At 48.7% G+C, this 15,305-nt stretch carries 10 protein-coding genes and 1 pseudogene; 5 read left to right on the top strand and 6 right to left on the bottom strand.

The annotated features are described in order from the left end of the window. Positions 1-539 precede the first annotated feature (539 nt). A complete protein-coding gene (locus HUN05_04795; protein ID WDP84549.1) occupies positions 540-1,658 on the top strand; it encodes an ISAs1 family transposase in 1,119 nt (372 codons plus the stop codon). Between the two features lie 175 nt (positions 1,659-1,833). Next, on the top strand, positions 1,834-5,817 hold the full coding sequence (locus HUN05_04790; GenBank protein ID WDP84548.1) for a hypothetical protein: 3,984 nt from the start codon (positions 1,834-1,836) through the stop codon (positions 5,815-5,817). Between the two features lie 103 nt (positions 5,818-5,920). Here HUN05_04790 and HUN05_04785 read toward each other — a convergent pair whose 3' ends face one another. The 3 genes from HUN05_04785 to HUN05_04775 form a co-directional block, all read right to left on the bottom strand. After that, positions 5,921-6,445: an IS630 family transposase gene (locus HUN05_04785; protein ID WDP84547.1), complete on the bottom strand. Its 525-nt coding sequence runs from the start codon at positions 6,443-6,445 to the stop codon at positions 5,921-5,923. Between the two features lie 208 nt (positions 6,446-6,653). Beyond that, positions 6,654-7,865: an IS256 family transposase gene (locus HUN05_04780; protein WDP84546.1), complete on the bottom strand. Its 1,212-nt coding sequence runs from the start codon at positions 7,863-7,865 to the stop codon at positions 6,654-6,656. Positions 7,866-7,900: 35 nt separating this feature from the next. Beyond that, positions 7,901-8,212, bottom strand: coding sequence for a hypothetical protein (locus tag HUN05_04775; protein WDP84545.1), 312 nt, complete (start codon positions 8,210-8,212; stop codon positions 7,901-7,903). A 308-nt stretch (positions 8,213-8,520) separates the two neighbouring features. Here HUN05_04775 and HUN05_04770 point away from each other — a divergent pair, with 308 nt between their 5' ends. The 3 genes and pseudogenes from HUN05_04770 to HUN05_04760 all read left to right on the top strand — a co-directional run bounded on the left by HUN05_04770 (position 8,521) and on the right by HUN05_04760 (position 12,787). Beyond that, positions 8,521-9,864 (top strand): pyridoxal phosphate-dependent aminotransferase, encoded by a 1,344-nt coding sequence (locus HUN05_04770; GenBank protein ID WDP84544.1) that lies wholly within the window; start codon positions 8,521-8,523, stop codon positions 9,862-9,864. A gap of 160 nt (positions 9,865-10,024) precedes the next feature. Next, the gene (gene trpB / locus HUN05_04765) at positions 10,025-11,251 is read left to right on the top strand and encodes a tryptophan synthase subunit beta (GenBank protein ID WDP84543.1); all 1,227 of its coding nucleotides are present in this window, start codon (positions 10,025-10,027) and stop codon (positions 11,249-11,251) included. A gap of 467 nt (positions 11,252-11,718) precedes the next feature. Further along, positions 11,719-12,787: pseudogene (locus HUN05_04760) on the top strand (hypothetical protein). Between the two features lie 86 nt (positions 12,788-12,873). Here HUN05_04760 and HUN05_04755 read toward each other — a convergent pair. The 3 genes from HUN05_04755 to HUN05_04745 are packed head-to-tail and all read right to left on the bottom strand — an operon-like array spanning position 12,874 to position 15,252. Continuing rightward, a complete protein-coding gene (locus HUN05_04755; protein ID WDP87929.1) occupies positions 12,874-13,653 on the bottom strand; it encodes an ABC transporter ATP-binding protein in 780 nt (259 codons plus the stop codon). A 23-nt stretch (positions 13,654-13,676) separates the two neighbouring features. Next, positions 13,677-14,519 carry an ABC transporter ATP-binding protein gene (locus HUN05_04750; GenBank protein WDP84542.1) on the bottom strand — a complete coding sequence of 281 codons (843 nt, stop codon included), beginning with the start codon at positions 14,517-14,519 and terminating at the stop codon, positions 13,677-13,679. Then, complete coding sequence (locus HUN05_04745) at positions 14,512-15,252, bottom strand: energy-coupling factor transporter transmembrane protein EcfT (protein WDP84541.1); 741 nt, start codon at positions 15,250-15,252, stop codon at positions 14,512-14,514. The genes HUN05_04750 and HUN05_04745 overlap by 8 nt, the downstream gene beginning before the upstream one ends. Positions 15,253-15,305 lie beyond the last annotated feature (53 nt).

Below are 15,305 nucleotides of genomic sequence, written 5' to 3'. Positions count from 1 at the left end.
CGGATTCGTCCATAATTTGAATTTTTTCCCTGGCGCCTCTCCCATGAAACCCACCCCCGGATTTTTTCCCAAATCCACCGCCTAATTTCATATTTGTTTAAATATTGGGATGTTCTGTGCTTTCCTGGCCACCAGCAAAGTACCATATTGCGGCGCCAAGCGAGCGACGAGTGAGGTGTATAAGTCATACTCCGCAGGGAGGAGCAAACCCAGGCAACGAAGAAGATGGTATTTTGATGGTGGATCAGGGTTTTCCCAGGGTCATCACATGTAACTTTTATTAAGATTCGTCCTTACCCGGCTGGAATAGGTGAGGGGGATTCCGTTAAATCTTAAGCGGTCGTCCTGACCGCTTAAGAAGCGGAAATGATCGGACCTATGCCGTCCTGGCGGGCCGCTCATTTACGCCACTCCACCCCCTTCACCCTATCCCAGCCTGGCTCTCCTGGCTTGTTATAGTATATGAGCATCGAACAAAATTTTCCTAGACATCGCTGCACAGATACGATATATATGGCAATAAACACAAGGAGTTGCCAATGAACGAAAAAAAATCTCTTGAAACTTTTTTTGACAATATTCAGGACCCCAGACACCACAATAAGCTTCATAATTTAATTGATGTCGTCATCATCGCAATTTGTGCGGTAGTTGCTGGCGCAGACACTTATGAGCAAATTGAAAACTTTGGCAAAAAGAGAAAAAGGTGGTTGTCAAAATTTCTAAGCCTTCCCCATGGGATACCCTCCCATGACACCTTTGGCAGAATTTTTGAAAGGATGAACCCGAATGAATTTCAGAGCAGTTTTATGCACTGGGTTCAGTCGGTTGCAAAGATGACCAAAGGTCAAGTCATTGCAATCGACGGCAAAACTCTAAGGCGTTCACACGATACCTCCAATGATAAGAAAGCCATTCATATGATCAGTTCGTGGGCTTCGTCTAATAAAGTGGTTTTAGGGCAATTAAAAACCGAAGAAAAATCAAATGAAATTACGGCCATTCCAAATCTTTTAAAACTTTTAGATATCTCGGGCTGCATTATAACCATTGATGCCATGGGCACTCAAAAGAAAATCGCTGAAACCATAATAAACAAAGGGTGTGACTATGTCCTTGCCCTGAAAGAAAATCATAAAACCTTGCATGATGAAGCGGTACTTTTTTTCAATAAAATGGAAGAAATGAAAAATCAGGGGTACCAGTTTAATGAACAGACCAGTGTTGACGGAGGGCACGGTCGAGTCGAAACGCGCAGGGCTGTGATAACCTCTGATATTGATTGGTTTGAAGATAAAAAAAGTTGGAAAGGTTTGAAAAGTATTGGAATGATTGAATCCACCCGGGAAATGGACGGCCAGATCAGTCATGAAAAGCGATATTATATATCGAGCCTGGATAGCGACCCCAATATTTTTGGTAATGCTGTCAGGAGGCATTGGGGAATTGAAAATTCAGTGCATTGGGTATTGGATATTGCGTTCCGTGAAGACGAAAGCAGAGTCAGAAAGGGGAACTCTCCTGAGAATTTTGCAGCGATTCGGCACATTGCATTAAATTTATTACGGAACAATAAGACATTTAAAGGGAGTGTAAAAACCAAAAGGTTGAATGCTGCTATGGATATCAAATATCTGGAGGAAGTTATGTTTGGATGATACTTGAACCAATCAAAACTATAGGCACTTTACAATATTTACATGCGTGAGCCCTGAGGGTTTTCCTGATTGCTTTTTGCAGGATAATTTATTATGCCATGAATGGTGTCCAAGATCCATGAACCAACCAAACAAAAACAGACTGAACCTCTATCCCATTCCAATGGAGCATATTGTGAAAAACTCAAAAAATCCAATTAAAATCACAGGGTCATGGCTGTTTGTCATTATTTGTCTTTTTGCCCTGGTCCAGCCCTGCCATGCAAAGCCCCAGGCAAAAATTCCCCAGGTACTCGAACCCTGGAAAGAATGGGTGCTCCACGGAAAAGAAAAGCAGATGGAATGCGTGCCCCTTTTTAATACCGCAGATAAATACCAGTGCGCCTGGCCCTCCTCTCTTGAAATCAGCCTGGATGACAGGGGCGGAGATTTCAGACAGACCTGGCTGATCAATTCACGGACCTGGGTGGCCCTTCCCGGAAACAGCCGGCATTGGCCCATGGATATCCGGGTGGACAGCAGGCCCAAGGTGGTCCTGGGAAACAATGACCTTCCCAGGGTCATGCTTTTGCCCGGCTCCCACGTGGTCACAGGTCGGTTCGCCTGGAACAGCCTTCCCGAATATATCCAGGTGCCACGAGAATCAGGGCTCTTGTCCCTGACCATAAACGATAAAAAATTAAATTTCCCCAACCTGGATACCCGGGGACGGCTGTGGCTCAGACATATCCACAAAGAAAAACGGATTGAAGACCGGCTCAAAATAGAATGTTTCAGACTCATTGACGATGCCATTCCCCCGAGGGTTTCCCTTGATGTGGCAGGCGCTGCAAGGCAGGTCACCATAGGACCTGTATATGCCCCCAACGCATTTACCCCCATTTCTTTGAAAAGCCCCTTGCCGGCAAGACTTGAAAAGGATGCCACCATTAAAATCCAGGTCAGGCCCGGAAAGTACAGGCTTCACCTGGATCTGAGACATTCAGGTCCCCTGGACGAACTGGGGTTCACTCCCCTTGAAAAAGGGGTCTGGCCAAGCCAGGAGACCTGGTCCTTCAAGGCACGGCCGGATCTGAGGCTTGTTGAAATTTTTGGCGTGCCGGCCATTGATCCCCTCCAGACATCTATGCCCAAAGCCTGGCAAAATTATCCAGCCTATCTGATGAAAGCAAACACCAACTTAAAATTCAAGGAAATCAAACGGGGGGACCCTCGGCCGGCACCTGACCAGCTCTCTTTAGACCGGACACTCTGGCTGCGGTTTGACGGATCAGGATATTTTATCCAGGATAAAATCAAAGGGAAGAAAAATACAAACTGGCGTCTGGAAATGGATCCTGCCACCTCTCTGGGCCAGGTCATTGTGGATGGAAAAGAACAATTGATCACCCGGCAAAAAAAGAGTGACAACGCCGGAATTGAACTTCGCAACGGTCAGATCAACCTTGTTGCCGACAGTATTTTCAAAGGAAAAATCTCCCCAATGCCTGCAACCGGATGGGACCATGATTTCCAACGGGTGTCAGGCCGGCTCCACCTGCCGCCGGGATGGACCTTAGTACATGCCTCCGGCATGGACAATATCCCCCATACCTGGATCAAAAAATGGACCTTGCTGGATTTTTTTATGGTCCTTATTTTCACCATTGCCCTGGCAAAGCTCTATTCAAAAAAACTGGCCCCGATTGCCTTTATCACCATGGTACTCATATTTCATGAACCCAATGCCCCCCGGTATGTCTGGCTGGTCATGCTCGTGGGATTTGCCCTGTTAAAATTCCTGCCCAAAGGCAGGTTCAAAAACCTGATCAAGCTCTTTCAGGGCGCCGCGGTTCTGGCCTTTGTGGCCATTGTCATTCCCTATTCCATCCAGGCCCTTCGCATCGGGATATATCCCCAACTGGCCCAGCCATGGACCTCCATGACCGAATATGCCCAAAAACAAATCAACAAAAACCGATCCTTGCCCAGGGCCATGGATGCGGTCCAAAAGATGGCGCCCGCGGCAAAAGCACCCATAAAGGCAGGCCGCGCCATCAAAGAAAAAGGAGAACGCATGCTCTTTTCCTCCATGGCCGAGCCTTACGATTCAGGACAGCGGGTGATGCAGTACGATCCCAAAGCCCTGACCCAGACAGGTCCGGGCATACCATTATGGCGCCCGTTTAAGACAATAAACTTTTCCTGGTCAGGACCGGTGACCCGGGATCAACAAGTCTCATTCACCCTTGTCGGTCCTAAAATCAACCGGGTACTCTCCTTTATCCGGGTGGGATTGATCATCGTCCTTGCCATGGGCATGTTTGGTATGGAATTCAAACCGGGCAAAGGTGTTCATATCCGGGCGCTCAAATCCTTTGCCCCTTGTCTTGCCCTTTTGATAATATGCATGGTCCATGTCCCGACCCTTGCCCAGGCCTCGGAGATCCCGTCAAACCAGATGCTTGAAGAACTTGAAAAACGGCTGCTTGAAAAAGAGGATTGTTTTCCAAACTGTGCCGACATATCAGAAATCTCGGTGAGGATCAACGCCCTTGACCTGAAAATTACAGGCCTTGTCCAGGCCCAGACAGATGTGGCCATCCCTGTTCCCGGCCATGAAAAACAATGGCTGCCCACCCAGGTCAGCATTGACAATTCACCGGCCAAAGGGCTGATTCGAAAAGACAACCGACTCTGGCTCATGATTCCCAAAGGCAGACACAGGATAAACCTTCAAGGCCCGATCCGAAATCAGAACACCTTCCAGCTGACCTTCCATCTCAAACCCCGGCGCCTGGATGTCCGAGCAGAGGGCTGGTCTGTTGAAGGGGTCCACGCAGACGGCCGGTTTGATGGACAGCTTCAATTCAAACAAAAGGCAAAACAGACCGCCCGGGAAAAAGAGGTGCTTGAAACAGGGGTGCTCCCGCCCTTTGCCCGGGTTGAGCGCACCCTTCTTCTGGGCCTGGTCTGGAAGATCCAGACCCGGGTGACCCGGATCGGTCCGTTTGGAGCCGGCATGGTCATGGATATCCCTTTGATCAAGGGGGAATCTGTGACCACCAAGGGCATCCGGGTGCAAGACAATAGAGCCAAAATTAATTTAAGGTCCGACCAGAGATCCCTGACCTGGGAGTCTTTTCTGGAACCTGCCGGTGAAATCAGGCTGACCCATGTCAAACCCTGTGACTGGACAGAGGTCTGGAAGGTGGATGTCAGACCTGTATTCCACATGGCCTATGAGGGCATTCCCGTAATTTTTCACAAAAACGCCAACCTCTGGTATCCCACCTGGTACCCCTGGCCTGGAGAATCTGTAAATCTCACAATATCACGGCCCCAGGGAATTGACGGTCAGACCCTGACCATTGAAAAAAGCCTGCTCAAACTTGCCCCCGGACAAAACACCACCACGGCCCAGCTGTTTCTTTCCCTGAAAAGCAGCCAGGGCGGTCACCACGCCATCCAACTTGTGCCCGGGGCAAGACTTCAGGAGGTAAAAATCAAGGGAAAAATCCAGCCCATCCGCCAGGACGGCACCCGGGTGGTCCTTCCCATTGCCCCGGGCAAACAGGAAATAGAGCTTAAATGGATGGATGCCAATGGGATTTCCACCCGTTTTAAAAGCCCGAAAATTGATCTTGGCCTTCCCAGTGCCAATGCAAGTGTGGATATCCGCCTTCCCCGGAACCGCTGGCCATTGTTAGTCGGCGGAGACCAGCTCGTCGGACCGGCAGTCCTGTTCTGGTCCGTGCTCATCATTGTTTTTATCATTGCCCTGGGCCTCTCGCGCACCCAATGGGCCGGGCTGCATTTTTTCCACTGGTTCCTCTTGTGCCTTGGCATGTCCATGAGTAACCTTGGGGCAGGCATCCTTGTGATCGGCTGGCTCATTGCCCTGGATTTCAGAAAAAAGGCCAACCAGATGAAAGGGGGAAGCTTTAACCTGGTCCAGGTCGGCATCGTCCTTCTGACATTCCTGTCTGCCGCTGCCCTGGTCTTTGCCATTTCCAACGGGCTTTTAGGCCATCCGGACATGAACATCAGGGGAAACGGATCCAGTGCCGGCCTGCTCAGATGGTACCATGACGTCAGCCTCCCTGTTCTTCCCCAGGCATGGGTGATCTCAATACCCATGCTGGCCTACAGAATTGCCATGCTGGCCTGGGCCCTCTGAATCTCATTCTGGCTGGTCGGTATTCTCAAATGGGGCTGGAGCCAATTTACCGCCCCTGTGATCTGGCAAAAAGTCTCTTTTAAGATTATAGCAATGCCGATAATTATTTATACATCCTGATAATTTCATCAATCGTTTCGTTTTCATTGTATTCACGGATGGTTTTTAGGGCCGCAAAATCGTGTTCAATCGGATTGAGATCCGGTGAATACGGGGGCAAAAACAAAAGAGCTGCACCAGTTCTTTCTATCAAATATTTGGTTTCTTCGCCCTTGTGGAAGGATGCGTTATCCATCACAACGACATGATTATCGTTCAGATGTGGACTCAACTGGTGTTCGATCCAAGCATTAAAGATATCCGCATTGCATGTTCCCTGAAACAAAAATGGTTCTTCAAAACTATATTCGATGCGGGCAGCAATCAAAGACGTTCGAGGGTGCTTTGTTCCTGCAATCAAACCATGAACACGCTGCCCTTTGAGAGCATATCCATAGCGACGGGTTGTATAAGGCGAAAAGCCGCTTTCATCAACATAAACAAACGTTTTGCAACGACGTACATAACGTTCACGAAGACGAAGATATGCCTTTCTTTTGCTGTCGCTTCGCTCCCTGTATCCCGTCATCTTTTTTTTCGAGTGATTCCGAGTTGTTTCATATTATGGGAATGTTCAGAATTCTGTGTCACGGTTTCGGTTCCCGGATCTGCCTCAGCGCCAGCGGAAGTAAAAGTCAGGTCCGAGAATGGGCCTTCAATCAGCCACGTCGGAGGAGTTGACTTTTGCTGGAGTGGAGTTCCTGGAACCATCTTTTCCATCTGTAAATAAATCCCTATCAAATTCCCAGCTCTTTATCCAGCCGGCCTTCAAAGAAAATTGCCAACTGGGAAATTGTCAGTGACCAATTTTGAATCGGCATTGTCCATTTTTTACTGGCGTTCTGGATCCCCATGTAAAGCAGCTTTAACAGGCTGTCCTGGTTCGGGAATGATCCCTTTGTTTTGGTCAGTTTTCGAAACTGTCGATGCACAGCCTCAATGGTATTTGTGGTGTATATTATCCGTCGAATCTCTTCTGGATATTTAAAGAAATGACTGAGGCGTTCCCAGTTGTTCCGCCAGGATTTTATCACAATCGGGTATTTGTCATTCCATTTATTTTCCAAGATATCCAGTTCTTCTTCGGCCAGATCCTTATTGACCGCTTTATAAACACGTTTTAGATCTGCCATAAATTCCTTTTTATTTTTGGAACCAACGTATTTCAATGAATTTCGGATCTGGTGGACTACGCAGAGTTGAACTTCTGTGTCCGGGAATATGGTCTCAATGGCCTCGGGAAAACCTTTTAGACCATCAACACAGGCAATCAGGATATCTTTTACCCCTCGGTTTGAAAGGTCTGTTAACACCTGCAGCCAGAAGTTCGCACCCTCATTCTCGGATATGTACAGCCCAAGAACCTCTTTGCGGCCCTCGATATTCACCCCAAGAATTGTGTAAACGGCCTTGCTGCCGACCTTTCCGTTTTCTCGTACTTTATAATGTATGGCATCAAGCCATACGATTGGGTACACATTTTCCAACGGCCTGGCCTGCCATTCTTTGACGGTATGGATGATTTTATCGGTAATGGTGCTCAGAGTGGCATTTGAAATCTCAAGTCCATAGATTTCCTGTAAATGGGAAGCCATATCATTATAACTCATGCCCAGGCCGTAAAGGGCTATTATCTTTCTTTCAATTTCATCGCTGAGCGTTGTCTGATGTTTTTTGACGATCTGTGGAGAGAAGGTTCCGGCCCTGTCACGCGGGGTTTTTAGCTCAAATTTACCATCCAGGGATTTAATGGTCTTTTTGCTTTTTCCATTACGGCGGTTGGCAGAAACTTCCTGCCCGAGATGGGACTCCAACTCTCCTTCAAGAGCAGCTTCAGCAAGATTTTTGATTAATGATGTAAGGACGCCGCCCTTACCTGTGAAGGGTTTACCTTCCTGGATGCCTTTAAGGGCTTTTTGAAAATCAAATTCGGTGTTTTCTTCGGTCATGTCAGTTCTCCTTATTTAGCTGAGTATATCAGCTTTCATTCAACTGACACAGAATTTTGAACGCCCTCTATATTATACCAGATACAGGCACGGGATACTCCGAAATGCTGCGCCCTTTCCGATTGTGTCATGTCATCATTTGTCTCCACATGGAGGCGCAAAGCTTCCAGATCCAAACTTCGTGGTCCTTTTGGACCGGGTTTCTTGTATGACAAACCATCTTCGGCAGACGTCCAGTTGTGAACACTTCCACGGGATACATTAAACTGACTGGCAGCTTCCGTCTTGCTTCCTCCATTTTCTACAAAATCTATAACGCGTTTGCGTAAATCTGATGAATATCTCATGGGGAAAATATAAGTTGTATAAATCCTTGTTCAAGTAATTGTTTGCTCTGCTATAACAGGCCCCCAAAAAACAGGCCCTTTAAAAAGGATACGTCACAGGACAAATCTTTTCCGTCAAGGCAGGCACGCAAATGTCCAGGCCGCCGCTTTTTGAGGGGGCCTTGGGAATGATATTCACAAAGGCATTCGTGAAATATGCGGGTTGATAAAATATCCATAGATAAGTCTTGAAAATTCCCCTGTTTCCCCCTACTATCTTTTGATTCAAAAATATATCAATATTTAATCTTTTTCAGGAGAAAAACAAAATGGCAAACCCTCCCATTGACATGGATATTGTAAAACAGGAAATAAACGCCATGGGACTGGCGTCTGTGGGACTGGCCTCCATCCGGGAACTCAACCGCATTGTCAACAATATAGAGACGGCCTCGGGCCAGCAGTTTATCCGCATGGAAATGGGAGTGCCCGGACTTGAACCGCCCCAGATTGCCGTGGATGCCGAAATCGAAGCCCTTAAAAAAGGGGTGGGCTCCAAATATCCGCCCTTTGACGGGATTCCCGAACTCAAAAAAGAAATCTCAGCCTTTGTAAAAAATTATATGGACAAAGAAATAGACCCTGTTTCCTGCTTTCCCACGGTGGGATCCATGCAGGGCTGCTACATGGCCATGATGTGTGCCTGCCGCAGGATAAAAGGCAAAGACAAACTGCTCTTTATTGATCCGGGATTTCCGGTGAACAAAAACCAGGCCATGGTTCTGGGCGTGCCCTTTGAGAATTTCGATGTCTATGAGTTCAGGGGTGAAAAGCTGAGGGCCAAGCTGGAATCCTACCTTGAAAAAGGGGATATCGCCGCCCTGATGTATTCTAACCCCAACAACCCGGCCTGGATCTGCTTTACCGAACAGGAGCTTGAAATCATCGGCGAGCTTGCCACAAAATATGACTGCCTCGTGCTTGAGGATCTGGCCTATTTCGGCATGGATTTCAGGCAGGATTATTCCGTCCCGGCAAAGGCCCCATTTATCCCCACGGTGGCCCAATACACCGAAAACTATATTTTGCTCATCTCCAGCTCCAAATCCTTTTCCCTGGCAGGCCAGCGCATCGGCATGACCGCAATTCCAGACAAGCTGTTCAACTCCAAAGGGAACAACCTCAAACAATGGTTCGGCACAGATAATTTTGGGTATGCCTATATCTTCGGAGCCATGTATGCCCTAAGCTCAGGGGTATCCCACTCCAACCAATACGGACTTTTAGGCCTGCTCAAGGCTGTAAACCAGGGCGAGTACAATTTCGTGGACGGGGTAAAAGAATACGGGGAGCGGGCAAAGGCCATGAAAGCCTTGTTTCTGGAAAACGGATTTCACATTGTCTATGACAGGGACGAAGACAGGGAAATTGCCGACGGATTTTACTTTACCATTGCCTACGAGGGATTTTCCGGCGAAGAACTTGTGGAAGAATTGCTCTACTACGGCATCAGCGCCATCTCTTTGACCACCACGGGTAGTGACCGTCACGAAGGACTGCGCGCCTGTGTTTCCCTGACCGGAAAAGAGCGGTTCGTTGAACTTGAAAACCGACTGGCTCAATTTGCCCAGGATCATCCCAACGGATCTGATTTTAAAATCATTCATTCATAGATCTTTAAACTCAGGCATAAGCTTAGACCGGTATCTTAAACGTCAGCTGTGGATCATTTTTCCATGGCTGACGTTTTTATTAAAAAAACCATTGATTTTTAAATTCTTTGGGGCTATATGTTTCTATCTTTAGAAACATATAAACGCATAAGGAGTTGCAATGAGTGAAAATATTCCCCCCCTTGAAAATACCCCGCTTCCGGACAAAGACGGCCGATTTGGCAAATACGGGGGGTCCTATGTGCCCGAACAGCTACAGGCGGTTCTGGACGAGATCACCCAGAGCTATGAAAAGATAAAAAAAGATCCGGGCTTTATCCAGGAACTCTCGGAGCTGAACACCCATTTTACAGGGCGGCCCTCCCCGATATTTCATTGCAAAAATTTATCCGAAAAAATCGGCGAGGCTGATATCTATCTCAAACGCGAAGACCTTAACCATACAGGCGCACACAAGATCAACCACTGCTTGGGTGAAGCCCTTTTAGCCAAGCGCATGGGCAAGAAAAAAATCATTGCAGAGACAGGGGCTGGACAGCACGGGGTGGCCCTGGCCACGGCTGCCACCCTGGTCGGGCTGGAATGCGATATCTACATGGGAATCGTGGACATTAAAAAAGAACACCCCAACGTGGTCAGAATGAAAATTTTAGGGGCGAGGGTCGTACCGGTAACCCGGGGCACCCAAACCTTGAAAGATGCGGTTGACGCAGCATTTGAAGCCTACCTTCAAGATCCTGTTACCCAGCTGTATGCCATTGGGTCTGTGGTGGGCCCCCACCCCTTTCCCGTGATGGTCAGGGATTTTCAGCAGATCGTAGGCATAGAGGCAAGAGAGCAGTTCAAAACCATGACCGGTAAACTGCCGGACAACCTTGTGGCCTGCGTGGGCGGTGGTTCCAATGCCATGGGCCTGTTCACAGCCTTTCTCAACGACTCGGATGTGGATATTTACGGGGTTGAACCTTCTGGCAGAGGGTTCAAGGACGGAGACCATGCGGCCACCCTGAGCCTGGGCAAGCCCGGCGTCCTTCACGGATTTTCCTCCTATTTGCTTCAGGATGAGGCGGGCGACCCCCTGCCTGTCTATTCCGTGGCTTCAGGTCTGGATTATCCGGGTGTCGGCCCCCAGCACAGCCTGCTCAAGGACCTTGGCCGGGTCAACTATGTCACAGCTTCCGATGATGAGGCCATTAATGCCTTTTTTGAACTCTCTCGCACCGACGGCATTATTCCGGCCATTGAAAGCGCCCATGCCATGGCCTACGCCGCCAAGCTGGCCAAAACAGCCGGCCCCGGAAAAACCATCCTGGTGAACCTTTCAGGACGTGGGGACAAGGACATTGATTTTGTCATTGAAAACTATGGAAAGGATTTCGGCATCTGATCCCCAACAAATCAGCAGACAAATAACCAAATCCATAATAAAAGGGGTGATCATTCACCCCTTTTATTTATTCTCACCCCTGCCAACTCAAATCGCCAAAAAGGCCGCCGCAGAACAAAAAAAGCATCAAACCGCTTGGCCTTGAACACCCTTTCCCTTTTTTGCCTGCCCAAATTTCAATGCACCTTTTGTATTTGAAAACATTGCAATACTGCAAATATACCCTCGCCGACCCCCGGATCAATTTTTTGTCTTTCCCGCCCTGATCAGGCAGATGGCGCAACTGCCAACACCCTTAAAACTGCGGCATATATTTTGCTCTTAAATTAGAAGGTGCGGTCGTCACCCACCCAAATCAACCGCTTGTTTCTTTTTCAAAGGCTTTCTAGTTCAGGGTGCTAGGGACTGCCGATTCTCGAACTTAACCTTTTAAACACCCATTTTAAATTCAAACAGGAGGAATCCGTATGAAATTTTTATCCGGAGGCGTGTTAACCATTATCCTGTTGCTGGCTGCCTTGAGCCTTTCGTTTGGGGCAGAACAAGCACAGGAAAGCTTTACCAAAAGTCTTCATCATACAGGCAGGGGAATGAAGCATTGGTACGAAGCCAAGGACGGGTTCATGCAGATCACAAAAGTGCCATATGACCAGCTCGGGTGTAAGAACTGCCATGCCAAAGGATGCGGGACCTGTCATCTCAAGCAGACAGAACAGTGCCCCATCTATTCCGTTAAAAAGGCCAGCAGCGCCAAAACCTGCCTTAAATGCCATGCCCGGGAAAAGGCAACCATTTCCATTGATATTATGACAAATTGCAAGGATGTGCACCGGAGCAGCTATCTGACATGTGTTGACTGCCACACCCACCAGGAAATTCACGGAAACGGCACTGAACATAAAAGCATGAGGGAAACCGGCGCCATGGGTGCCTCCTGCACGGACTGCCATATTGAAAAGCCCGGAGAATTCCCCTCCATTCCCCAGACCGAATCCCATGAAATTCATATGGACGCTCTGGCCTGCAATGCCTGCCATGTTCAAAATACCATGGCAGGCTACAATTGCCATTTTGGTGAATTGGCAAAGACCAAAAGCAAGCCAAAAGCTTTACCACAAAAGTAAAAGACTTTCTTCTGCTGGTAAAATACAAGGGCAAAATCACCAGCGGCACCCTTCAGACCCTGGTGGGAAAAAACAATGAACCCTTTATCTGTTATGTTCCCTATTTTACCTATTCTGTCACCAAGAGTGCCAGAAAATGCAGGACTGCCATGGCACAAAGGCGGTTGACACCCTGGCTGCGGGCAAAGGCTTTCAGCCGGCAAAATTTAAAAACGGGAAACTGGAATTCTACAAAGGGGTGATCCCTCTGGTGCCAGACCTTTTAAAATGGCCTTTTCTGGAGAAACAAAACGGCAAATGGGTGGAATTCACGCCTAAAAAGCCTCCCATGATTCAAATGGCTGTGTATGCCGAAGCCTTTAGCGAGGACGAATTGGACGCTTTAAGTGAGCCCCAGGTGTATGAAAAGTAAAGGTTGTAAACGAACACGGGACTTGGGGTCCCCCCCATGGATCAACGCCATGGGGGGGGCACCCTCATCACAGATGAGACAAAAGATTAGAATCCAGCAATGAACGCCTCTGGGGTCAAGGCCATTTTTTTTTGCTGAAAATGAGTGCTGAGGCGGACCACCTGGGGGGCAAACAATCCGCACTCTGAAAGCAGCTGGTCATCGGAAAAAAAATTTCGGCAATTGCCGTCAAAGGTTTTTTCCCCCTGTGCCAGACAGACGACTCTTGAAAGTTTTTCCGCGACAAAATCCATATCATGGGAAATGATAATCACTGTTTTGCCTTCTTGTTTCAGCTTTTCAAGCATTTGATCCAAAAGGGTAATTTCATAGGCGTCAAGGCCTGCTGTGGGCTCGTCAAGCACAATCACAGGTGTATCCATTGCAATAACAGATGATATTGCCACCCGTTTGCGCTCGCTATACCCCAGATCATGGGGGTTTGCCGCCTCAAGGGGCAATAAATCAAACAAGGCCAGAGCCTCGTTGAACAGCACCCGGACTTTTTGCCTGGCATACCCCAGATTTTTAGGGCCGAATGCAACCTCATCCCATACCCGGGATTTGCAAATCTGGTCGTCCGGGTTCTGGAACAACAATGCCGTTTGTTTTGCCAATTGAGAGACCGGATGGGCGGCCGTGTCCATTCCCTGTACCCGCAGCCGGCCGGAACACGGCCGGAGCAACCCGTTCAACTGCCGGACCAGGGTGGTCTTTCCCGACCCATTGTGCCCGACCAGGGCAACCTGCTCCCCCTGGCAGATTTCAAGTGAAATATTTTTCAAGGCACTTATCTGGGGAGAATAATCAAAACAAAGATCTTCCATATGAATGGCCAAACAAGGCAGGGTCATTTTTTAAATCTTTCAATGGTGGTGCCAAAAGAAGCGGACAAACGGGCACCCGACATCCAGAAGCCTTTCTCCCTGGCCAGCCGGGCCACCTTTGTATACCGTGTCCACTCAAGCCGGATCTCTTTTAGCACAGAAGAGGTTAAAACCGCTTCAGGCCGACCGTCCATGACAACCGCCCCGTTTTTCAGGGCCACGACCCGGTCTGCATATTCGGCAATCCACCCAAGGTTCTGCTCTGCAATGATAAGGGTTGTACCCTGTTGATTGAGTCTGTGCAAAATTTCAAACACCTGTTGGCTGCCCTGGGGATCCAGAAAAGTGGTGGGTTCATCCAGAACCAGGATGCCGGGTTCTGTCCCAAGGGCGCAGGCCAGGGCCAGGCGCTGCTGCTGACCGCCCGACAGGTGAAACGGGGATCTGTCGGCAAAGGCTTCAAGGCCAGTATAAGTGAGCACCTGATTCACCCGATCCATGATCGCCTCTCGTTTGATGCCCTGATTTTCAAGCCCAAAGGCCACTTCCTCAAAAACCGAATACCGAACCCCTGACAATTGGTTCACAGGGTTCTGCATGACCATGCCCAGGTCTTGGGCAATCTCACTGACACTCATGCCTGCGGTATCTTTTTTATGGATTGTAATTCGTCCCTCTACCCTGCCCTGATACAGATGGGGAATAATTCCGGACAAGGCATAGCAAAGACTTGACTTGCCGGAATTGTTTGCGCCGATAATTCCGACAAATTCTCCTTTTGAAATCCCAAGGGAGAGTTTTTCCAAGGCAGGACTTTCAGCTTCGGGATAATAGTAGGTAAAGCAGTCTATCTGGATTTCAGGCAACCATCACCTTCCTTAAGCCATAGAGGACAATAACGAATGCCGCGGCCAGCATCAGCCGCCGGAACTGTTTTTGCCTTGTTAAATCAGAAACGATTCGGACCGATGTTTTATCATTTTCCGACTTAAATCCTCTCAGTTCCAGGGCTGTTGCCCTCTGTTCAATTTCAACGAGCGAGCCCATCACCAGGGGGGCCAGCCCCAAAAACCGTTTTAACAAATGTCCGTCAGTCTCCCGCCCCCTTGCCCTCTGGGCCGATTGAATGGTGACAATCCGGTCCCGCATGGCCGGAAGCAAGAGCAGAGGGCTGCCGAGAAGATAGGCCAGCCAGGGAGATTTGGCGGTCTGAGATATGACGGTGATCAGGTCTGCCGGATGGGTTGTGAGCACAAAAAACAAAGAGACAAATAATAAAACCAAAATCGGTGCCAGGGTGTTCAGGGCAAACACCAAACCCTCCCGGTAGACGCTAAACGGACCCAGCGGAATCAACAAGGTATGATTTTCCGGATAAAACATCCCATGGATGGGCACCATGAAAAGCCCAAGGGGAAGCATGGTTTTCCAGACAATTTTCCAGGCGGGTTTAAAAATTTTCGCACTGACCGCAGCCCCTGTATTGACAGCCAGCAGGATCAGATCAGGCTGCCATCCCCCCGGCAGCAGATACACCCATGCCAGGGCAAAAAAAAAAAATAACTCAGCTTGGTAAACGGATGCAGTTGATGAAGCCAAGACCTCCCCGGGATCAGCAAGCCGGGACAAGGCCCGGGCAGGGCGTCTGTCGG

Origin of the sequence: Desulfobacter sp., assembly GCA_028768545.1 — a bacterium.
In the GTDB taxonomy this organism is placed as follows: Bacteria; Desulfobacterota; Desulfobacteria; order Desulfobacterales; family Desulfobacteraceae; genus Desulfobacter.
Note: the sequence above shows the minus strand (reverse complement) of the source record. Positions and strands in the feature narration are given on the sequence as shown.